The 20,818-nt window shown below is 57.1% G+C and carries 19 protein-coding genes; 7 read left to right on the top strand and 12 right to left on the bottom strand.

Annotation, left to right across the window (positions count from 1 at the left end):
- Window positions 1-44 precede the first annotated feature (44 nt).
- The 5 genes from AB1281_RS18590 to AB1281_RS18570 form a co-directional block, all read right to left on the bottom strand.
- On the bottom strand, window positions 45-2,252 hold the full coding sequence (locus tag AB1281_RS18590; RefSeq protein WP_430346641.1) for a TonB-dependent siderophore receptor: 2,208 nt from the start codon (window positions 2,250-2,252) through the stop codon (window positions 45-47).
- A 17-nt stretch (window positions 2,253-2,269) separates the two neighbouring features.
- Window positions 2,270-2,569 carry a DUF3325 domain-containing protein gene (locus AB1281_RS18585; RefSeq protein WP_430346640.1) on the bottom strand — a complete coding sequence of 100 codons (300 nt, stop codon included), beginning with the start codon at window positions 2,567-2,569 and terminating at the stop codon, window positions 2,270-2,272.
- The gene (locus tag AB1281_RS18580; RefSeq protein WP_430346639.1) at window positions 2,566-4,140 is read right to left on the bottom strand and encodes a PepSY-associated TM helix domain-containing protein; all 1,575 of its coding nucleotides are present in this window, start codon (window positions 4,138-4,140) and stop codon (window positions 2,566-2,568) included. The genes AB1281_RS18585 and AB1281_RS18580 overlap by 4 nt, the downstream gene beginning before the upstream one ends.
- On the bottom strand, window positions 4,137-4,409 hold the full coding sequence (locus AB1281_RS18575; protein WP_430346638.1) for a hypothetical protein: 273 nt from the start codon (window positions 4,407-4,409) through the stop codon (window positions 4,137-4,139). The genes AB1281_RS18580 and AB1281_RS18575 overlap by 4 nt, the downstream gene beginning before the upstream one ends.
- A gap of 1,172 nt (window positions 4,410-5,581) precedes the next feature.
- A complete protein-coding gene (locus AB1281_RS18570; protein WP_430347016.1) occupies window positions 5,582-5,989 on the bottom strand; it encodes a nucleotide triphosphate diphosphatase NUDT15 in 408 nt (135 codons plus the stop codon).
- Between the two features lie 506 nt (window positions 5,990-6,495).
- Here AB1281_RS18570 and AB1281_RS18565 point away from each other — a divergent pair.
- The 3 genes from AB1281_RS18565 (at window position 6,496) to AB1281_RS18555 (ending at window position 8,223) form a co-directional block, all read left to right on the top strand.
- Window positions 6,496-7,452 carry an SDR family NAD(P)-dependent oxidoreductase gene (locus tag AB1281_RS18565; RefSeq protein WP_430346637.1) on the top strand — a complete coding sequence of 319 codons (957 nt, stop codon included), beginning with the start codon at window positions 6,496-6,498 and terminating at the stop codon, window positions 7,450-7,452.
- A gap of 72 nt (window positions 7,453-7,524) precedes the next feature.
- Complete coding sequence (locus tag AB1281_RS18560; RefSeq protein WP_430346636.1) at window positions 7,525-7,701, top strand: transposase; 177 nt, start codon at window positions 7,525-7,527, stop codon at window positions 7,699-7,701.
- 273 nt (window positions 7,702-7,974) lie between these two features.
- Window positions 7,975-8,223 (top strand): integrase core domain-containing protein, encoded by a 249-nt coding sequence (locus AB1281_RS18555; RefSeq protein WP_430346635.1) that lies wholly within the window; start codon window positions 7,975-7,977, stop codon window positions 8,221-8,223.
- A 206-nt stretch (window positions 8,224-8,429) separates the two neighbouring features.
- Here AB1281_RS18555 and AB1281_RS18550 read toward each other — a convergent pair whose 3' ends face one another.
- The 3 genes from AB1281_RS18550 to AB1281_RS18540 form a co-directional block, all read right to left on the bottom strand.
- Window positions 8,430-10,640, bottom strand: a complete 2,211-nt coding sequence (locus AB1281_RS18550) for an AAA family ATPase (RefSeq protein ID WP_430346634.1) — start codon at window positions 10,638-10,640, stop codon at window positions 8,430-8,432.
- A gap of 234 nt (window positions 10,641-10,874) precedes the next feature.
- A complete protein-coding gene (locus AB1281_RS18545; protein ID WP_430347015.1) occupies window positions 10,875-11,066 on the bottom strand; it encodes an antitoxin Xre/MbcA/ParS toxin-binding domain-containing protein in 192 nt (63 codons plus the stop codon).
- Window positions 11,067-11,107: 41 nt separating this feature from the next.
- Window positions 11,108-11,293 carry a hypothetical protein gene (locus AB1281_RS18540; RefSeq protein ID WP_430346633.1) on the bottom strand — a complete coding sequence of 62 codons (186 nt, stop codon included), beginning with the start codon at window positions 11,291-11,293 and terminating at the stop codon, window positions 11,108-11,110.
- Window positions 11,294-11,699: 406 nt separating this feature from the next.
- On the opposite strand from AB1281_RS18540, the gene AB1281_RS18535 reads away from it, so the two are divergent.
- The 3 genes from AB1281_RS18535 (at window position 11,700) to AB1281_RS18525 (ending at window position 13,584) form a co-directional block, all read left to right on the top strand.
- Window positions 11,700-12,170, top strand: coding sequence for an NIF family HAD-type phosphatase (locus AB1281_RS18535; protein ID WP_430346632.1), 471 nt, complete (start codon window positions 11,700-11,702; stop codon window positions 12,168-12,170).
- An 87-nt stretch (window positions 12,171-12,257) separates the two neighbouring features.
- Window positions 12,258-12,602 (top strand): helix-turn-helix transcriptional regulator, encoded by a 345-nt coding sequence (locus AB1281_RS18530; protein ID WP_430346631.1) that lies wholly within the window; start codon window positions 12,258-12,260, stop codon window positions 12,600-12,602.
- Between the two features lie 685 nt (window positions 12,603-13,287).
- Window positions 13,288-13,584, top strand: coding sequence for a hypothetical protein (locus tag AB1281_RS18525; RefSeq protein ID WP_430346630.1), 297 nt, complete (start codon window positions 13,288-13,290; stop codon window positions 13,582-13,584).
- 195 nt (window positions 13,585-13,779) lie between these two features.
- Here the strand turns inward: AB1281_RS18525 and AB1281_RS18520 are convergent, their stop codons facing one another.
- Window positions 13,780-14,103: a hypothetical protein gene (locus tag AB1281_RS18520; RefSeq protein WP_430346629.1), complete on the bottom strand. Its 324-nt coding sequence runs from the start codon at window positions 14,101-14,103 to the stop codon at window positions 13,780-13,782.
- 124 nt (window positions 14,104-14,227) lie between these two features.
- On the opposite strand from AB1281_RS18520, the gene AB1281_RS18515 reads away from it, so the two are divergent.
- Window positions 14,228-14,452 (top strand): helix-turn-helix domain-containing protein, encoded by a 225-nt coding sequence (locus tag AB1281_RS18515; protein WP_430346628.1) that lies wholly within the window; start codon window positions 14,228-14,230, stop codon window positions 14,450-14,452.
- A 35-nt stretch (window positions 14,453-14,487) separates the two neighbouring features.
- Here the strand turns inward: AB1281_RS18515 and AB1281_RS18510 are convergent, their stop codons facing one another.
- The 3 genes from AB1281_RS18510 to AB1281_RS18500 form a co-directional block, all read right to left on the bottom strand.
- Window positions 14,488-15,618, bottom strand: coding sequence for a tyrosine-type recombinase/integrase (locus AB1281_RS18510; RefSeq protein WP_430346627.1), 1,131 nt, complete (start codon window positions 15,616-15,618; stop codon window positions 14,488-14,490).
- Between the two features lie 851 nt (window positions 15,619-16,469).
- Window positions 16,470-18,434, bottom strand: a complete 1,965-nt coding sequence (locus AB1281_RS18505; RefSeq protein WP_430346626.1) for a hypothetical protein — start codon at window positions 18,432-18,434, stop codon at window positions 16,470-16,472.
- Between the two features lie 97 nt (window positions 18,435-18,531).
- Complete coding sequence (locus AB1281_RS18500; protein ID WP_430346625.1) at window positions 18,532-20,772, bottom strand: hypothetical protein; 2,241 nt, start codon at window positions 20,770-20,772, stop codon at window positions 18,532-18,534.
- Window positions 20,773-20,818: the final 46 nt, after the last annotated feature.

Genomic DNA, 20,818 nt, shown 5'->3' with positions numbered 1-20,818 from the left:
GTGTACCTTCATTCCTTTCGGCGCTATTACAAAACCTCGTCAGCTCAGAAGGTCGCGCGCAGGTTGAACAGCACGCGGCGCGGTTCGCCCCAATAGCCGGAGTTGAAGAAGCCGACGTTCCGGTAGTAGACCTTGTCAAACAGGTTGGTGACCGTCACGCCCACGCTCAGGTTGTCGTTGATGCGGTAGCGGCCCATCAGATCGAACAGCACATAGCCGCCCTGGCTCATCCGGCCGGTGGCCGTGACCGGCGTGCCGTTGGCATTGAAGCGACCGGTGGGAATGGGCTGCATCTGGTAGATCCCGCTCTGCACGCTGACACCGCCGCCCAGCGTCCACTGGCCATGGGTCCAGGTGGTATTGAAGCGGGCCAGGTGCATCGGGCTGGTGCTGGCGAAGCGGCTGCCATCGGGGTTGCTGCTGTAGCTGTAGGTGTAGCCGCCGGTCATGCTCAAGTGGTCGTTGATCGAACCGGAGACTTCGAACTCGCCACCCTTTGTGGTGATGCCGCGGCTGGCGATGTACGGCGAACTGCCATCAGGCAGCTTGATCTCACCGCCGTTCGGGTCCAGCTCTGCCACGTTGTCCTGCTTCATGTAGAAGCCGTTCAATGCGGCGTACAGGCGGCCGCCGAAGAAGTCGGCCTTCAGTCCGTACTCGTAGTTGCCACCGGTGGTCGGGTCCAGCAGCTGGTTGTTGATGTCGCGCCGGGCGGTGGCCTGGAACACGTCCGAATAGCTGGCAAAGGCGGTGATGCTGCTGCTCAGGTCGTACAGCACGCCCACGTAAGGGGTCAGCTCATGGGCGGTGGTGCGCGCGCTGCGGCTGGTGAACACGCCGTCGGTGTTGTAGTTGTCGGTGGTGGTGCGGTAATCGGAATAGCGCGCGCCGGCGATGATCTTCAGCGGGTCGATCGGGTTCAGGCGCACGGCGGCGTAGTAGCCGGTCTCGGTGGTGTTCACCGTGCTGGACGGAATGCCGTCGTTGTAGGTGGTCGGTCTGCCGATGTTGCCGTCCCAGCTGTAGATGCTGGGGAAGGCGGCCACGTTGTACGGGCGCGAGGTGATGCCGGCGCGGATGGTGTCCAGGTCACGATCGTAATGATTGATGCCCACCACCAGCTCGTGCGAACGACCGAACAGCTGGAATGGACCGGACGCGTACAGGTCGAAGGCATCTTCGCGGGTTTCCGACACCGAATAGGTATCGGCAATGCGCAGACCCAGGCCGGTGACCGGGTCGGCCCAGTTGCCGGTGTTGGATCCGGCCAGCAGCAACGAATCGGTATCGGTGGCGCGGTGGTTGTAGGCCAGGCGCCCACTCCAGCCGGCGCCGAACTGCTGTTCCAGGGTGGCGAAGTAGTTGGTGCTTTGGCGGTTCCATTCGTTCCAGCGCGCTGCCGCGCTGTAGGAACGCGGCATCTGCGCGCGGCTGCCATCGCGGAAGTACAGCGGCGAGGCGCTCCAGGCGCCGCCATCGGAACCGGTCTTCAGGTAATCGATGCCCGCGCGCAGGCGGGTGCTGTCGGTCAGGTCCGCTTCGATCACCCCGTACAGGCTGGGGGACTTGTCATGCTGGAAGCGCACCCAGCTTTCCTTGTCGGTGTAGGCGCCGACGAAGCGACCCCGTACGCGGCCACTCTTGCTGAGCGGGCCGGACACATCCAGTTCGGCCCGCTTGTAATCCCACGACCCGGCGCTGAGGCTGGTGCTGGCCTGGAAGGTTTCGGTCGGGCGCTTGCGCACCATGTTCACCGTGGCCGACGGGTTGCCCGAGCCGGTGACCAGGCCGCTGGCACCGCGCACCACTTCAATGCGCTCATAGATGGAGGTGTCGCTGAGGATCGAGTTGCCGCCGGCACCGGTGGTGTAGTTGGTGGGAATGCCATCGAACATGAAGTTGTTGATGGCAAAGCCACGCGCGTTGAACAGCGTGCGGTTGCTGTCATACGACTGGATGGTCACGCCGGGCGTCTGCTGCAGCACCTCGGAGATCGTGATGAGGTTGAAATCCTCGATGCGCTGGCGGGTGAACACGGTCAGCGACTGCGGGGTTTCGCGCAGGGTCAGCGGCAGCTTGGTGGCGGTGTTGGTGCCATAGACCTGGTAGCCCTCGGTGCGCTGGGTCACCATCACCCGATCCAGTTCGGTGGTGGTCGGCGTACTGTCCTGGGCGAATGCCGGCGCGGCGGCGCAGGCGAGCGACAAGGCGAGGGCGTTCCGGCGCAGGGCGCCAGAGTGCGTGTGCTTCATGGAATGACCTTTCTAGTTCAGGAACGGGAAGACGGGCGTGGCGCCGGCTTGGCCGGGCTGCGGAAACTGAGCCAGAGCACCATCGCCCCGGCACCGGCGGCGAGCACGCCGCACCAACCAACAAAACCCTGTGCAATGCCCCAGGCAGCGATGCTGGCCAGCAGGCTGGCGAGCAGCCCGAGCACGCCCAGCCCCTGCAGCAGGCGACGGCGCGGCGTCGGTGGCGCATGGCCGACCACATCGCGGTGGTGGCGTTCCATTGCCATGGCCAGGCAGGCGGAGGCGGCGGCCGCCAACAGCAGTGCGAGCACGCTCATGCGCCCGCCTCGGCCGGCGTGGTGGTGCGTGCGGCGCGGGGCTTGCGCTGCGCCGGCACGAAACGGTGCACCTTGCGCGCGGCCCACAGCAGGCCGGCGCCGATCAGCAGCAGGCCGATGTCGATGCCGGCCTTGGCGCCATCCCCGGCAGCAAGCGCGGACAGCGCGCCACCGTGCCAGGCCACCAGGTTGTACAGCGGCAGGCCCAGCGCCAATACGCCGGCCAATGCCAGCTGTTCCACCCAGCCGCGACGGGCGGGGCGCAGCAGCGCGTGCAGAAGGCAGGCCGCCCATGCGTAGAAGAACACCTTCACTTCGGCATCGCTGCGGTTGGCCAGTTCCACCGGCAGCAGGCGGTTGCCCCACAGGAAGGCCAGCATGGCCACCGGCAGGCCACTGACGAAGCCGATGTTCAGGCGTTCCACGATGCGGAAACCCAGATGCGGACGCGCAGGATCGGGCAGCTGGGTGCGACGCTTCACCGTCCACAGTACCAGCCCGGTGGCGACCATCAGCGTGCCGCCCACGCCGGACAGGAAGAATAGCCAGCGCATGAGGGTGGGCGCAAAGCGCGCTGCATGGAGACCGATCATACCGTCGCGCGCGATGACCACGGGCGAACGTGGCACAGTTGCCTGCAGCAGACCCCCTTCTGCATCGAACACGAGCAGGCCAGGGGAGCTGGCGATCCTATCGCCCTGATCTTGGCTCAGAACAATCCGCATCGCGGCATCGGCGGGATGGTCGATCCGCAATGACATGGCACGGCCACCATCCCACTGCGATTCAGCATAATGCAGCAATTCAGCGAGCTCCGGCGGCTTTGCAAAGATCCCACTAGGCGAGACTTTCTCTACCCTCGGAGAGATTTCGGCGAAGAGTGCGCTACGTCCCCCGGGATAGCCAGCCATAACCGCCCAAGGCATGTACAACGTCATCAGGGTGATCAGACCGGTGTAGGTGATCATCAGGTGGAACGGCAGTGAAAGAACGGCCAGCGCGTTGTGACCATCCAGCCAGGTGCGTTGACCCTTGCCGCGGCGGAAGGTGAAGAAGTCTATGAAGATCTTCTTGTGGGTGATGACTCCGCTGATGATCGCCACCAGCATCAGCATGGAGCAGGCACTGATGAACCAGCGTGCCCAAAGCGCCGGAACGTAGTGCAGATCGAAATGCAGTCGGTAAAAGAAGTCGCCGCCACGTGTTTCGCGTACCTGCACAGGCGTACCGTTGGCATCCAGCGTAGCCTGGTTGAGATTGCGTTGGCCCCGGGGGCGTTCCTTTTCGCCCTTCGGCTGCCAATTGACGGTGGTGGCGCTGCTGCGCGAATCGGGCAGCTCGATGCTCCAGCGCAGCGCGTCGGGTGCGGTGCGCGCCAGGAACTGCTGGGCCTGTTTCGCTGCGGTGGTGGCATCGGCGGGCAGGCCGACTTCCGGCTGCATCCAGCGGGTCAGTTCTTCTCTCCAGTATGCCGCCGTACCGGCAATGAAAATCAGGAATAGCACCCAGCCGACTATCAGACCCGACCACGTGTGCAGAATCCTTTGAGAGTCGCGAAATCCACCCATCATTGCGCGGAAATCCAAATAATCACGCCGGCCATGCCTGAAGTCAGGATCAACATCAGCAGTACGCGGACCAAATTACACGCGGCAAACGCGTAGACCGCGGTTGCAGCATGGATTGGAAAGGAAGCCATCGTTGCAAAGAGCGACGCATCGACGGCGCTCCAGGGCAAAATACGAGCAACCGCTGCAGAACAAACTCCTGCCACCGCATAGCCACCCAGCAAGGCGACAAAACCGCGCACGACCACCCCACGCTCCAGTTTCGGCTTCACTTTTCCTCTCCCGTAAGCGCCGCGCCAATCGCTATAGGGACGGACACCAAGTCAGCACCAAATACAAATGGCAATCATTCCCGTTAGTCTCAATCATAGACGCCAGAGTGGTATGTGTCGGTACAGAACGAGGAACTTCACCGTTTCTGATAAGGAACCAATTCGCATCACAACAAGGCGAGTCCCTAGCGATCAATGTCAGGCCCCCCAATGGCCTGAGCACCAGCATTGAACCCAACCCAAACGGCACACAAAGACGGTCTAACGGGCCGCCCCTTGGGCGGAGACAAGCGACGACGGAAATCTGCCGTCGCTAGTTCACACAGGCGCTCGAAATAGCCCTCGAAGGAGATTCTGACCATAAGGCTGAGCGCAATCGAAGCGACACGCTCATGTATGCGCAAGAAGCGCGGATCTCCGGCCTGGTCGCCAACGAAACAGCTTCAGGGAATTAAAATATTCACTCCCGCGCGGAGGCGGAAGGCTAGATACTGAGAACGTCGGCCTCAGTTCTGCTGACGTGCGCTAACCAGGTGAGGCCTGCGGTAAGAAGAACAAGGATTTGTAGGATCACATGGACTACTAACGTCGCCTGAGGCCTCGCCGCGGCCGGGTCACGACGATTGCACTGAATCATCTGGATCGCAATTCAACGTGCCGCGCCAAAGTGCAGTAGGTCGACGAAATCAGAGATATCCCCATGCGCGCGAGCTGGTCGTGCCTTACGTTGGTGTTGACATCGCGCTCTCGCCAGACGCTGGATTGGTCTAGGCACGGGCGGAGCATGTCAATTGAGTGCTGCAGGTAATTTGGCGATACCGCAGCAGCGGAAGCCAGGTCAACGGCGTCGAGTGCAGGACCTTCCCGAGGGATCCGAGGCCATCCGCAGCATTACATGGAGCTGCAATTGTTGTGACAGCGCACTAGCGGAGGGCTTGGGCAGTTGCTCAAACGCATGCGGATCAGGGGAAAGACCAATCTAACTGGGAACGCAGCGCATAACGCCACGCTCGACCTCATCGAGCTACTCAATAGCCCCAAACACTGTCGCTGACAGAGACGGATCTCCAACGAAATGGGAATAGCGCTTTAAATTCAGGATCAAAAGTGCGCATGAAAACCAAGGCAGCTCAATACGCAGCTCGTTCATAGCTCGCACCACGTTTCTTCAATCAAGGGCGAAATCCACCGAGAACAAAGCTCCGGAAAGGGGCAAAGAGAGGCTCCGGAAGATCATCCCAACTGAACCAACGCCATTCAGAACACTTGTCCCGCTCCATGAGCGTGACCTCACCCTCAAAGCGACGCGCGATCAAAAACAACGTGACATAGTGCCGTTCGATGTCGGCAAGGACATCGTTTGTATATGGACCAGACTCGATCGACAGCAACCTCAATCCGGTTTCCTCTTCAACTTCGCGCATCGCACACGAAACAACATCCTCTCCATACTCTAGGTGGCCACCGGGTGGCCCCCATTCACCAGAGCCATGCGAACCGCGACGCAGCCCCAGTAGGACATTGTGGCCCCTGCAGACAAGTACCCCGACGCCCACTTGAACCTGCCTCTCATCAGTCATAAAACTACTCCAAATAACCAACACAAAACCTATATCAATCATTGTCAAGCAAGCCGAAGCGCTTGCGATAGCTCATGATCATACTCGCACTGGATCGCGCCAGCGGCCAGCATTGATCAACACTTTGCTTCACAAAACGCACGCCACGCACCCATGGCGCATGAACTATAACTAGACACTCTTTCGATAAGGCCATGCCGCTACACGACAAAGGGATGGATAGCCAAACTCGGCGCGGCACCAAAGACAACTGCACTGCAGAGTCCGACGCAGCACCTAACGCTCAACGTACGCGCAGCTGAGCTTTGGCAATGGAAAGGGCTTCAACAGGAAGAGCTCGGATGCCTCAAAGGACGATCTCAAATAGTTCCCATATTTTTGATCGGCCGCCCAAGACCCAAGAGTACATCTAGGCGCGCCATAGGGGCGGGCCATCAATACGAGATTAACAAGTGATAACAGCACAGGAACCTTTAAATTCTGGCTACAACGCGCATAGCACATCTATGGATGTTGCTAGAGGCATCGACCTCACCGGCAAGCTGGCAATCGTGACTGGTGGCTACGCAGGCCTCGGGCTCGAGACCGCCCGAACGCTGGCTTCAGCTGGCGCACGAGTAATAGTTCCTGCGCGCGACATCTCCAAAGCGAAGCGAGCCATTGCTAACGTTGGCGCATGCATTGAGGTACAGTCGATGGATCTAACCGACCCAGATTCCATTCGAAATTTTTCGAGAAATATGGTGCGGTCAGGCCTTGCGCTCCACATCCTCATCAACAATGCGGGGATAATGGCATCCCCTGACCTCGAGCGAGACAGCAGGGGAAACGAGCTTCAGCTCTCAACAAACCACCTTGGCCACTTCCAGCTTACTCTGGGGCTATGGCAAGCACTGCGGCGTGCAGAGGGTGCGCGAGTAGTATCAGTGTCATCCATGGGCCATCGACTGGCCGACATTGACTATGACGACATCAACTTTATCCGCCGTGAATACGATGGCTGGATAGCCTATGGGCAATCCAAGACGGCAAATATACTCTTCGCGACTGAACTTGATAGAAGAGGAATTCAGTTTGGAATCCGAGCTTTCTCATTACACCCCGGCGGAATTGTCACAGGTCTTGCGAAGCACATCCCGACGGAGCAGTTGATCGCGTCAGGAAACATTACTTCCGACGGCGCCCCTGTTATTGATCCGGGCCGAGATATGAAGTCCATACCACAGGGTGCCGCAACCCATGTATGGTGCGCTGCGCACCCCACTCTTTCCGGAAGAGGAGGGGTGTTTTGTGTAAACTCCGATATTGCGGAGGTCGAGATCACCTCAAGCGATACGACTAACCCCGGTCCCAGTCGGAAGAACTACGGCGTCGCTCCATACGCCATTGACAGCAGCTCAGCACAACGGCTGTGGGCATTGAGCGAAGAGCTTACATGCACCCAGGCTCAGGATAGCCTCTAGGACAAGAGGATTGAGACTTTCTGCATTCCTCATTTCCAGTGATTAGATACTTCGTGTCTTACGGTCGGTGAGGTGTGCTGCAAGATGGGCATTGCGGAGGCGACGATCCACGTATGGCGCAAGAAGTACGGCGGGTGTGGGGCGTCCGAGCTCAAGCGGTTGCGATTGCTGGAGGAGGAAAATCGCAAGCTCAAGCAGTTGGTGGCTGAGCTGAGCCTGGACAAGGCGATGGTCACAAGAAAGCTCTGAGGTCTGCCCAGAAGCGCGCCTGGGTGGGTCGACTGCAAGAGCGATTTGGTAACAGTGAGCGGCATGTGCTGCGGATCGTGTCCATGTCGCGCTCGGCGTTCTCGTACATGCCCAAGGCGCGTGACAGTCGTGGATCAGTCCTTGCACGCGGACGATGTGGCCGACGCGGTGGCACATTTGGTCGCTCAATGGGGCACGCCGGATGCGATTAAGGTGGGCAACGGCAGTGAGTTTGCCAGCAGGGTCATGGGCCGTTGGGCCTATTAAAGCGGCGTGGAGTTGAATTTCTTCCGACGCGGAATGCCGACGGACAACGCGACGGAGGAAAGCTTCAATGGTTGGCTTCGGCAGGAATGCATGAACGAGTATTGGTTCTTGTTGTTGGCCGATGCGAGGAGCAAAATCGAAGCGTGGCGGGCGTTCTATTACGGGGAGCGCCTCCACCGTGAACTAGCATGGAACGCCCCTGCGGGATCCGCACGAGAACACGGGACTCAAGCGAATTTCCAGTCGCCAGAATGAGGGCGAAATCTATGTCCTACCGGCTGATTGCCCTGCTATCGGGGGAGGGGCAGGCTCACTGTCGCTACTGGCGATCGGCTGACTGTGTAGGTGGGCGATGCTCGCAGATCGCAGTTCCCATGGGATCTCTAGGAAGCTTCAAGGGCCGCCTGGTGAAATCTGAAGTCGATGTCAGGCCGTAGCGGGAGGCTGCACTGTCTACTACGCTACGCCTCCGGCAGTCCTGCCATGAGACGATGGTGTTCTGGGAAGCCTAGTTCATCAAAGACCGCTTTGAACTTCATGAGGCAGTAGCTGACATCGTACTCGCCGAAGTCAGTCAACGTATTGGCATCACCGTGAGAGTGGTGGGCGAGGTAGCGGCTCAGGGCAAGGAATGAGCGATCCTGCGCTGCAAGCTTATCCATCACAGTTCTGAACGACTCCTGCCGCTTCGTGAAGTAGAAGAACCGTTCCAGGATGCACCGCATTGCATTCGCGACAGTGGCAGTACTCACTTGGTCCTGATACGCATCCTTGACCACCTGCCACCAGGATTCGTAGTCATTCCTAAGGTCTTCGATTTTCATCGGCGCAATCGCCGTGTAACGCTTTTTGATGACGCGCTGCAGTTGCGGGGGATCTGCCTTTGTGCCGACCTTGATGAGTTCATTGAGGAAGAAGAGGCTGTGTGTAAGCACAATCACCTGCTTCACCCCCCTATTGTGCGCGTTCTTCAGGCCAATGATGTCTCTAGAGATCGTGGCGGCAATGTCGTATACAAAATTGTGCGAAAGACTAGAGATCGGATCATCAATAACAACAATCTTCCGTTCCAAGGGGGACGACGTATTTGAAACGAACGATCCAGTGATTAGCTCTACGAAGTAGAGAAATGTGATGAGCGTCTTCTCTCCCTCACTCAATGATCCGTACGTATCCGGCCCCTTACCCGGGCGCACCAGGTGGTACAGATCACCCTCACCGCGCTCGATCTTGAAAGAGTCGACACCCAGCGACTGCAGCCTGGCGTTGATCGCAACAACGGCCTCTTCTGTACCACCGCTAGTCGCGCGAAGCTCAACAAGGCGCAGCTCAGCTAGACTAATCTGCCGACGAAGGTTGGCCTTCGACTCGCGGATGGCCTCAAGTGCGTCGGCTGTGCTCTTTAATGTTGTCTTGTAAAGGGTTAGGACGCCCTCATTGTTCGCGCAAAGACGCATCCAGAAGCCGTTCTCGATTCGCGTAAGCTCGGACTGCCGTCGGCTCAGGCGTCGATTGTGTTCATCGACACGTCTGGACACCTCATCGATCGCATCATCAAGCAGGGCCATCAACGCCTTGGTGGAGTGCAATTCTATGATCCTCTGGGGCGATCCGGATTTGGTGGCCATGCGCTGAGCGTTCTCGCTTAGAAGATGACTTATGTTTGCCCAGGCGAGACGGATTGCACTGGTTTCTGAAGCGTACGGTTCCGTCTCAAGAAGGTTGTTGATCGCCTGTTCAAGGCTAGTAACGTCGGAGGCATAGGAGGACGCGAGCAATCTTGCTCGTTCCACGCGCCTTTCAAAGCTTGCATCGAATAGCTTGGCAAGCTCCTGGGGGAACGCCGGGGGAAGACTCTGCTGGCAGAACGGACAGAGATCGTGGCTTCGCTCAACGTACGGTCGCCCTTGACTGACCCAGTCGAAGTTTTCGATGTCCTTGATAAGCGCCGAAAGAGCACTGTCGCTTGAGCCAATGATCGGGTCGGGCCAGATCTCATCGTGTTCGATGCGATCGAAATTGGGAAAGTCGACAACAACCCGAGGCTTGGGCATCGAATGGCTGTCGCCAAGCTCGGTGAGCAGCTGCTCAAGCTTCTCCAGTTCCGGCGGTTCCCCCTCATAGGTAAGCCTCGACCTGGCTTGGAGCGCGTCAAAGAAGCGCTGTTTGGAATTCCCGTATGGCAACCAGCGCTTGAACGGGCCATCCTTCAGCAACGCGTAGCTTTTCCACACTCCCCTGATCGCACTATCATGGGCACTGTCTGCCTCGATCTGGCGCAGCTGCTCTTGCTCTGCCAGGCTTTCATGTTGATCACGCCAAGTAGCGATCTCGTGCTCCAAGCCCTCAGCAGCTTCCAAAGCAGACGATTCAGGGTCACCAATGGTGAAGATCCCTGGCATATCGCCCCGGTTGCGAAAATTGGCTTCGACGAATTGGTCGTTGTAAACCAGATAATCATACTTTGCGTCCTGCGGAAATACGCTCAGTACGCAATTGGGTATGGGATTCTGGCCCATCCCATAGCCCTGGATGACCTGGCCGATCGCAGACTTCCCCGTGCCATTGAGGCCATAGAAGTAGGCGACACGCTTACTTGGCTCGAAAGAAATTGCAGTGCTCGATGCTGGATCGAAGCTGCGGAAACCCTGAATGCTGATGGTTCGTATCATGCCTCTCCCCCAGAGGTCGCCCTTCCCATGGCTGACGCACAGCGGTAGCCACCGCCAGCGTTCTTTACGTAGGCGCCTACATTACAACGGGAAGGCGCACCATGCATGTCAGCTATAGTTATGCGGACTAATCCACGCGCATTCACACTTCTGGCCGAGCCGATTCGCTCCGGGCTGGCTCAACACCAGTATGGTTAAGGCGGTATCAGCCCAGGCCGCAGCTGCTACGCGCGCCTAAGCATCGACTGTTCCACCAGCCTCCAGGTACTGTCGTACCGTAGAGAGTCCAGCGACTCCCCCGCTGCACATCAGGGCTACTGCGGTGTCTCCTTTGAAGGGTGCGGCAGCGTTGGCTCGACGAATCCATGCGTTTGCCTGTTGCCGATTGGGAAAGATGGTGCGTAGCGCGCGATAGATGCCAATCACGTAGCTGATTCGCTCAAGCAATTGGGGGGGGGCGCCGAAGGTCACAGCGTCCAACGAGCATGGCGTCCCCCGATAGGCAGTCCAAGAATGGAAAGCTGCTCGTGGATGGTAAGTGACCAAGCCTCAGCGATTTCCACAAAGGCCTTCAGTGCCGGCTCCACGAGGCGCGGATCGCTATCGAAGAATTGGATGCTCATGACTTGATACCCTGACAGCGTCTGGCTCATCCTGTTCCCTAATACAACGTGGGACGCTGCGGGTTAGGAACATGGCTCAACGAGTTGATCCAGCCCGTCCTTCGGAAGCTTGCCTAGTTGCACCGCCTCAAAGTCCAATCTGCGTAGGCGGGAGCCTACAAGTGTGGCTGTCCGTCGCGCGCCAAGAGTACGATCATCATGGAAGATCACGGTCCATGGGGCAGGATGTATGCTTACCTCTAACCGAACTGGCTAGTTCATGCAGCCGTTCGTGCCACTTGCGCGGGTATAGGGCACGCTCAATGCGCTGTACAAGCTTGCCGCATTGCCAGCCCATCCGGCCACCCCATTAGCGGCGTACCAGTAGGCTCACGGGATGGACAGATGCCTGGCCGCGGCGCAAGGTAGTGGCTCGTAGTAGCAGCCGAGACCCTATATGAAGCCAACCATTTTGGCGCTGGACCTAGAGGGAACGCTGATCTCCAACGCAATCAGTCAGATCCCCAGGCCGGGTTTGTACTCGTTCCTCACAGGCGTGCAATCGCAGTTCGATCAGTTGGTTCTCTTCACGACGGTCCCTGAGGGCCGGGTGCGCAGCATTGCTGAGCTTTTGGTTCGCGAAGGCAGCGCTCCAGTTTGGTTCGCAGAGCTTCTGTACGTTCGTTGGTCTGGTGGGACCAAAGACCTGGCTTTCGTTTCTCCGCGAATTGGGGAGGCTTTGCTGGTAGACGACCATGGCCCCTACGTGAAATCTGGGCAGGAACATCTCTGGGTTGAGGTTCCGCTGTATTGCTCTCCTTACCCTCCTGAAGACGATGGTCTGAAGGTCGCATATCGAAGATTGACCGAGCGCGTGGCCGCTCTAGCCGGCGGGGACGGATCGGCAGCTACGACGGGACCGATGTAGACACCAGGTTCCGGTCTTCTTCGAGCGAATGGCGGGGCCTAGTGCCCAGTGCTTCGGACTTAGTCTGTCCATTTCTAATGTGCAGATATGCGCACACAACGGGCCGGAAAGCCGGCTAGTGAGCGTATTTCCGCTCACAAGAAACATATGATCATTCACTCACCATCAGAGCTCTTAGAAATGCTGGGATCTCGGATACGAGACCGCAGACTCGCCGCCAACATTTCCCAAGCCACGCTAGCGGACAAGGCAGGGATTTCTCGACGCGCGTTGATTGAGCTAGAGGCAGGGCGCGGCTCGACATTACTTACGCTGGCTTCCGTTCTTAAGGCACTGGGGCTTCAGGATGAACTGATTCGGCTTGTTCCCGTGCCTTCAGTGAGCCCAATGGCGATGCTGAAGCTCAAGACGCCTAGAAAGCGTGCTCGCTAGAGCAGCAATGAGTTTTGACCTAGCCGCGCTACCTTAGTGGGATGATAGCGCGCCGTTCTTAACCGACAGGTGTGTCCGTTGAGGAATGGGTGTTTGCTGCAGCGTATCTGACCCCGGTGGATCCTGAAGCACGACAACGCAAGGCGATTTGCGTTTGATGTTCAATGCCCTGTGTTGCATGTCGCGAGCGGGGGCTCCTTGACGATGGATCCTGCACGAATGTCTGCGATGGAAAGCGGTGTATCAGTTAGCGCAGCGCTGGCTGCAGTGTGTAGTCCTGGGTGTGCGCAGGCTGCAGTCGACGTGCGAAAGCGGCCCGCGCGCCGGCTACGACGGCTGAAGCGGAAGAGGGGGCAAGGTGCACATGGCCGTGGACACGCTCGGTCGCCTGTTAGCGGCGCAGGTGACGCCGGCAGATGGGCAGGAGCGTGCCCAAGTGGGCGCTCTGGCGAGGTAAATCCGGCACGTCATGGGGCAGACCAGGATGTTGGCCTTTGTCGATCGGGGGGTATACGGGTAAGAATCCTCCTGTGGCTGCTCTTGAAGAAGGTATCGAGCTGCATGTGGTCGTGCTGTCGAGAGCGAAGAGGGGCTATTGTGCTGCTTCCGTGCCGCTGGGTGGTTGAGCGTAGCTCCGGTCGGCTCAACTGCTTCTCCGCCGAGTGGTTTGCCGGATCTCGCGGTGGTGGCGTACCTCCAGAAGAACGGATACAGCGCCGCCATTACTGAAAGCGGTGAGCAGACGGTGGATGCTTGCACCTATGATTCCGCCCTGCCGTCTTCGCCAATGCGCTCCAACCAGTTCACCGCGGAGTCGGACCGAGTCGGGCGACTGTACCGATCCGCAATTCCATTGCCCACGTGGGAGAACGACCTGCTGGACGGCCTGAGGTTCACCAGGCCCCTGCGTGATCAGTACTTCGGTGAACTGGAAGCCGGCCACTACGCCTCGATGATCAAGGGGCGGCATCCGCGGTCGTGAGGCGTGCTGTCTTGGCTCACCACGTGAAACGATGCCCGCACACTTGCAGAATGGGGCAAGCCCGGATTGGGTACCGACATCATCATGGCTTGGCCCGAATCCCCTGAACCAACGGATCGATGCCTCAGAGGTTGCGACAATGTGAGATCTGGTCGCAAATGGGGAAATGACGGCGCACAGCTAAGGACAACATGGCTAGCCGCCAGACTTTCCTCGCGATGCAATGAAGATGTGCATCGTGTGCCTGGATTCCAAAGCTTCTTCTGGCAGGGCGATCTTCAATCGGTAGCAGATGGAGCGCGCGTAGGCGATCTGCGCCTTGGTGGGTCTCTTTACGTCCCAATCCAGCATCTCAGGCACCAGGCGAGAAAGCTCCATGGCGAGTCGCCTAGATAGACTGGAGCCGTCGGCGCCGCTCTGGAGCTTCTCGATCTGGCGGCGGAGGTCGACTGCGGTCTCGGGGCTAAGAGTGAGCTCAAGGGTGAACTCGGAGTCAGCGTCTACCAAGAAGAAGCTCATCATCATCACCTTGGAGGGAATGCAATCTCAGCTCTACGGGAAAGAAGGGCTGGCAAGGCCAGCGGGGCGAATGCTACCGTAAGTACTGTAGACCCAAAGTACTACAGAGCGAAAGCTTTGGAGTGTGAACACTCCTCTGCCCCAGCAAGCTCTCGGTGCCGCCATCAAGGCCGCACGGCAGACGCTTGGGGTCTCGCAGGAGGACTTTGCGGACCGTCTGGGCATGCATCGCACCCAGCTCGGACACATCGAGCAAGGGAGAAAGGATTGTCGGCTAAGTACCTTGGTGCGACTAGCGGAAGCCTTGGGGATTCCGCTCTCGAGTTTGCTTAAGTCGGCCAAACTCTAGTAAGCGGGATACTGACCTTACAGTAGAAGATGTGGCTAGTCGGCAGACATCGCGTCAACGAGTTCGCGGTGCAGGGTGCCAACAACCTCCAGCAAGACCGATGATTTGGAGCCGGTGATCCCATCTTTCGGCAGTTCCATCATCAAAGTCTTCACTTGCCTGAGGGTTGATTCAACGGCTAGGCGAAGTCGTGCCGCAGCATTCCTATCAACAGCCGATGGGCCTTCATCGAAGCCAAGATCAATGTATCCAGCAAAAGACTCTCGATCCTTATGGCCGGTCCATTGCATGAGGTGGACGAGAAGTGTTCCAGAATCCATGATCGTCCGCCGGAAGGCACTTCTATTCTGCGTAATGTTCCGATCTACGATCAGTTGGACGGCCTTCGTAATGAACCTATGTCTGAATAGATGCGGGCAGCACTGCGTTTCCAAATTCGCGGCCTTCGCAATGAAGCCGATCTCATTTGTGATTGTGTTCGCCTTTAGGCCTTTTCCCGTAGTGGCGCTAATCAATAGATGATTTTCATCTTGGGCGGCAACGCCAAGGTTGGCAAGTAGAGGGCGCCTGTTCTTCTCGATGTACTCGATGATGAGTCGAAGATCCGAGGCTGACACTGGCACCTCTCGTGCAGCATTCTGGTCGGATTTGAGCGTCTTGAGACGCAACATTGGATCTCGCATTGCGGCCGCAGCATAGATATCGCGGCAGCACAGCAATTCTATTTCTCCTCGTCGGGCGCCGGTCATCTCCAAAAGCCGGAGCATCACAAGTCGGCGCTTGCGAAGAAATGAGCTGGTAGACACGCGCACGGTTGCTTCGCGCAGCTTCTCTATGTCACTTGATGATATTGGTTTGCGAGACTTCTTGGCGCTCGGTTTAGGCAGGCAGCTGTGCGTCCAGTGCATCGAAACTTTTGGGTTGCCCCCCTTCTTCCTCGGCATCCGGACAGATCGGTGCTCGACGATATTAATCCGCCCTCCAGGGCCAATCAAACCTGGGTCACTGGTGGATTCCGCTACGCACTTCAAAAATCCTATTGCCGTGCGCGCGATATCCAGAACACTGCTATTGCTACGATTGACAGCAGATCGGCTTGAGCTGAAACGATCTTCTTCGCATGTCTTTAGTGAGGCGACGAACGCCCTGAATTCGTTGTCAGTCAACTCCCCGAAACCTAGTGCGTGCGAATAGCAGAATCGAATCAGGTGCGATAAGTGGGCGGCGTAAGTTGACAGAGTGCCGCCGCGCTGACGCCTCGACTTGCCACGCTCAAACAACGCGAGCATGTAGTCGTTCGCATGGTGGCACCACCGTCCGTCAGGCCAACGAATCATGGGTATGAACGCTGCCTCTCGGGTCTTTAGCGTGCCGTCACTCTCGACGTAGAGCGGCAGCTCAAAGTCAGGTCTGGTCAAAATTCGGGCAGATGATGTCATAGTCCGGCTTCGATAGGGTGCACGTTGGGTGCGCGATTCGCCTCGGCTACAAGATCCTGCCTTGAGGCCAAACTGAGGCCGAGATCCGACTGGCGTTGTTCAGCGTCGCATCGAGCTACGATGGAGGGGTTGTTCGACTCCAGTGCATACGAGCGCGCTTGCTTGCAACGAATTCGGTAGGCGCGCTGCAGCAGAAGCAGGTCCTGAAGCGCAATCTGCAGTTCCTTCCGAACAGCTTGGATCTGCGCTTGAAGGGCAACTCTAGCAGTGGAAGTCCGCTTGGGTGCGATGGCGTGCTGGCTTAGCTGTATTGCCTGGTAGGCCTTTATTCGTGCCATGTTCACTGTATCGAATCCGCCATCCAAAAGAAATTTGGCTGTTGACTTCATCGTGTTTAGTGAGCAAGCGCTTATGCCTCGATTCGGGTCGTCGAATCGGGCCAGATCTCCTTGAGTCTCCAAATGAGAGGCTATCGAGTCATTTACGTGGCGTGAAGGTTCGGAAACGCACTCATACAGAAGCGCTAGGAGTGCCTGGAGAGAAGCTGAGCGTTGCTGCATCGTGGGCCTTGGCATGCACTACTTCCTTCGAACAAGAAAAACCACTTCATAGCTTGTGCCATCCTCGCTTGTCGCGAAGTCCGGCTCGATGCTAACCCGGTCGTCTTCTTGAAGGTAATCGAGGTATGCGACGAGTTCGTCCTTTGCAAGGACTGAAACATCTCGCGTAGCGTACTTCTCCTCGATAAGATCAATGAACGCTGGGTAGGCGGACGCATTGTCAAAGGTGGTCTCAACAATGAACTGAGATTTCACGCTCCTAAGTACAGTACCTGGTGTTGCTTCTGTGATGTAGTGATAGACGTGCTCAACATCAGTATGGCCTAGGAACCATCGAAGTACATCAAGGTTGCCGAGCCCCGATGACCAAAAGAAGAGCATGGCAAAGGCTCGTCTGAAACAGTGCTGCCTCAGATAGTAGCGCCGCCCTTGCTCGTCGGTAGGTGCTTGGAAGTAGTCAGCGAACAGATCAAGTCCTCGATGGGCTGCTGCGGTGAATGATCTTGACGACGTCGATCCATTCATTCCTGGAGTCTTTAGAAGGGGGAAATAGTCGGAGACGATTCCTTCCGCTATAAGGCTGTCCTGGAACTTCCGAACCTGCTCGATCAAGCGAATTGCTATGGGAGGCAAGGGCCGTTCGACGACTTCTCTCCTGTCACCCATGCCGCTCTTGCCTTGTTTGAATCGAAGGGACGTGCCATCTGCGCCGACACAGTTTTGCGGATAAAGTGCCTGCAACTCAGCTTGGCGCCTAGCGGCCAAGACGCCGATGACGATCTGGAGGCTGGCGAAGTAGATGCGCAGAAGCTCATAGAGAGATGCGTTACTACGAAGTTTTGAGGTAAACTCCGCGACACTTATTTTCTCCCTTCCTGTAGGTGCGATACGCCATCGCGTAACTCCCAACTGCAGCAGCGACTGGGGCAGCACATGCTTTATGCCTACCCTATCTATGTACCGTGAAGCGCGCATGCCCCGCGCCTTTGCTGCGGTGATGAGCCGCGTATAGGCATTGAGAAGGTCCTCACCGTAGGTCAGTGTGAACTCTAAGGCGTGGCGGAGGTAAAACAGAACTACGGGGTAGGGAATCGTCGCAAACCTGCCTGACGGTCGGTAAGGGCCGGCTGGCTGGTGTTCTGCGAGATCTATCATGGCGCTTGGTGACGGGGTGTTGAACCCCGCGTCATTCAGCAGGAGAAGCTGCCCTAGCTTGCCGGTATACTTACTGACTCTTCTCTTTAAGATCCCGTCGTCAGTATCCGAGTAGATAGGTGCTCGTGCGAGCTCTACGTCACCACCGATATCTGTGTGTAACCTGAACTCGTCAAGCCTCTGCAGCGTTCTCTTCCTTCGGAGGAGGTTTGGGTAAACGGCCGCAAACAGAGCGCCCACTTGAAGTCTAGGAATGCCATAGATAGTTGGGCTGGAGATGAAGCCGTTCTGTTGGAGCCAAGCCCGTGCCATTATGACTTCTTCAGTTGAAAGTCCTAGTGTCCATGAGTCTTGGTCCAACAGTACTGTGCTTAAGGATGGAGTTGAATCGAGCGTTTCATCCGCTACAAAGGTGGGTGCTGAAATTTTCTCCCGCAGGAACGCAGCCAGAACTATTGGCCAGTTGTACAGGCTCGAACCGATGTGCTCTTCAGAACTAATCTGGTGTATTGCTTTTACAAGGTCCTCTTTTGTCACCGCTTCGAGCCCGTACTCGCATAGTTTGAAATCTTCTGCATTGAGTAGGAAGAAATCAATCAGCTGCAGAACTTCCCTCACAGAGTTTGCAATGGTTAGAGAGGCGGGAGCACTGCCTCCGGTGACATCCACATGTGTCTGAATACAGATCCATGACTTGAATGTCTCGCAGACAGCGATGTGTTTGGGGGACGCGAGGCTGTGACCGTCCGAAAGCACTACATCGAAGTCGACCTCAATCCGGTCGCCGTTTGGCAGCTCCAAGGACCATCGGGAACTCTTATAGTCCACACCGAGATGCCTCGACTGGCGATATGACTCGCCTCTGTCTTGCATGTATGGTGCTAGGAATGAAAGCTCCTCATGCAGTGGATCTGTGTGTGATCGCCTACTCACGGCCTAGCTCCGGGTCGTTTTTACAAAGAATTTCTATCAGGTCAGGCCTATCTTTCATCCCGAGCACCACTGACTTCAGTTTTGCGTAGAAGGCTGCCCATGCAATCAAGATTCCCGGTGATTCTGGTCTGTTCGCCTCGACCCGGCTCTCAATGCTGGAGAGAACCCGTACGACCTCGGGTGAGATGCAAACAAGAGCTTCTGAGTCATTCTTTGCTCCGGAGGGATCGATTGACGGTTTCCCGGTGGGGATGTTTAGCGCGTGATTGTTCAAGAACTCATCAAGTTGGCCTAGATCCGATAGACCACTCGCTTCGAGCAACAAGGGGCTCTCCCGCATGGCTTCAATAATGATTCCCGTCTGGAAGATCCTTATCCACCTCATCCGCAGAAAGTCGTGAAGCGGCTCAGGGACGTAGTAATCCATGAGCTTTGGCAGCGGGGCCTTATGACCTATGGCCTCTGCAGTCTGCTCCAGGCTTCCGGTATCTCGAAGATGTAGCACTGCCATCGTGGCCCGGACAGAGCGCACGCTCAGGAGCTTGGCGAGTCTTTCTGCCCGCGATGCATCGACCCCGGTTCTACGTGCTATATCCCGAGCAATTCCGGGCGTATTGAAGCTGGCAATCGACGCGAATCCGACTGCGCTAGGCAAGCTTCTTATCGTCTTAGAGCGATGAGCAAGAAAAAGGCGCCGACCGTGTGCGCCTCCGTTTAGGTTGGCAATTTCCCTGAGTGGGGTGGTGAGAGATATGACGTCCTCGACGAGCTCGAGGCTTGTAGAGTTGAGCTTGACCCTTTGCTCTGCGTGTATAGCGCCTCGCCGCATCTTGTAGCCTGTGAGATAGCTTCCCCCATCGAGGTGGGCAAGTCCCGTCAGGTTTCCATTCTTGTCATACAACTCAAGATCGTCTAGAAACACCTTGGTGATATTGGGGTGCTCAATCGTGATCAGGATGGCAAATGGAAGGAGTGCTAGGCCGCTAACTATCCCAAGTCTCTGAGGGTGTTCACGGCAGTATCCTGCAGCTCTTCTTGGGGGGTTCCCGCTCTCTACGAACTTCTCATACTGATATGCCGTGCGCGCCAAAAAAGTATCTTCATCCAGAAAGTCCTTGCTAAGATGGCGAGAGGCGAGATCGCGCCGCCAATTTTGCAGCCTGACAATCTCATCCTTTGCTGACAGCGCCCATGACCTTATTACTTCCAAGTCGGATTCGAGCTGCTTGAAAATTACTTCTGCAGCCTCTACGTCGGTGAGGTTCAGAGGGACTTCTGTAATTAGGTTCGCCTTGACCTCATCTTCTCGACCTGGCTGGAGAGACTTTCTGATCCTAGTCTTTCTGCCGTCAGTTGCGCTGGCAATCGGTATGGGAAGCGGAACTTCTGGCGCTGCGATTAGTCCAGATGGAAAGATGTGGCCCTCCAGGAAGCGGACGAAGTTTCGCCAGCTAGACTTGAGATATCTGATAGAGACGCCATCGGTGTGACGATCGATGAAGTAGTCGCGCATGAAGCTCACGATTAGCTTCTGCGAGAAATAGCTGTTGCTCAACCGTTGTAGGAGTTGCGGCTCTGAGTCGTTCGCCAGGTAGTTCGCAAAACGGCCATAGATGTTGCTGGTATACGTGGACCTGGATGTTGAGTATTCATCATTCACTGCCTTGCAGTAGGCTCTCGCGAATGCTGCACCCAGGCGTGTATGCAGGGAATACAGATCCATTGCTGAAACACGCCCCGATTGGGACTTCACGGGCCAGCCGGCCCACATGTCGATTACATCGAGATTGAGTTCCAGATCATTAGATGAAGCAGCGAGTTCGGTTGCGCTCTGTTCAACTTTAATGCCGAGGCCACGCCTAGCGTTACGCGCGATGTCCATCAGCATCGGGTCACCAAAAACCCCATAGAGCGCGGAGAACATGGGCATCAAGTACTGATAGGCGCTGTCGGAGGTGTCCAGCTTCAGTAGCCGTCCTGATTTGAAAGTCGCTACGAAGTGGACTAGCAAATCGAGCTCGCCCTCGGTAATGACGTCCGAGGGAGCAAATCGCTGATCTGTCACCTGCAGATAGCATTCGAGCACCTGCAGAGCCTTATCTAGCGCGGGGCCATGCCAGCTCGGGGCCTTGGGCATTCCTTCCCGCTCTTGACGAAGCCTTCCCTCAAGAGCTGCAGAGATCCTCGTCCTGGGAATGCAGCGAACTAGGTGTAGGGATTTGATAATTGTCATCTATGACCCTAGGTCCGAAAGACAATAAATCACTGGTACGAAAGGC

This window comes from Stenotrophomonas sp. NRRL B-14846, from assembly GCF_050473585.1.
GTDB lineage: Bacteria > Pseudomonadota > Gammaproteobacteria > Xanthomonadales > Xanthomonadaceae > Stenotrophomonas.
This window is presented reverse-complemented; position numbering and strand designations above follow the sequence as displayed.

Excerpts from the sequence above, each read along its gene's own strand:
- AB1281_RS18590 (WP_430346641.1), bottom strand. The coding sequence starts at position 2,252 with ATGAAGCACACGCACTCTGGCGCCCTGCGCCGGAACGCCCTCGCCTTG.
- AB1281_RS18585 (WP_430346640.1), bottom strand. The coding sequence starts at position 2,569 with ATGAGCGTGCTCGCACTGCTGTTGGCGGCCGCCGCCTCCGCCTGCCTG.
- AB1281_RS18580 (WP_430346639.1), bottom strand. The coding sequence starts at position 4,140 with ATGATGGGTGGATTTCGCGACTCTCAAAGGATTCTGCACACGTGGTCG.
- AB1281_RS18570 (WP_430347016.1), bottom strand. The coding sequence starts at position 5,989 with ATGACTGATGAGAGGCAGGTTCAAGTGGGCGTCGGGGTACTTGTCTGC.
- AB1281_RS18565 (WP_430346637.1), top strand. The coding sequence starts at position 6,496 with ATGGATGTTGCTAGAGGCATCGACCTCACCGGCAAGCTGGCAATCGTG.
- AB1281_RS18550 (WP_430346634.1), bottom strand. The coding sequence starts at position 10,640 with ATGATACGAACCATCAGCATTCAGGGTTTCCGCAGCTTCGATCCAGCA.
- AB1281_RS18540 (WP_430346633.1), bottom strand. The coding sequence starts at position 11,293 with ATGAGCCAGACGCTGTCAGGGTATCAAGTCATGAGCATCCAATTCTTC.
- AB1281_RS18535 (WP_430346632.1), top strand. The coding sequence starts at position 11,700 with ATGAAGCCAACCATTTTGGCGCTGGACCTAGAGGGAACGCTGATCTCC.
- AB1281_RS18530 (WP_430346631.1), top strand. The coding sequence starts at position 12,258 with ATGCGCACACAACGGGCCGGAAAGCCGGCTAGTGAGCGTATTTCCGCT.
- AB1281_RS18520 (WP_430346629.1), bottom strand. The coding sequence starts at position 14,103 with ATGAGCTTCTTCTTGGTAGACGCTGACTCCGAGTTCACCCTTGAGCTC.
- AB1281_RS18500 (WP_430346625.1), bottom strand. The coding sequence starts at position 20,772 with ATGACAATTATCAAATCCCTACACCTAGTTCGCTGCATTCCCAGGACG.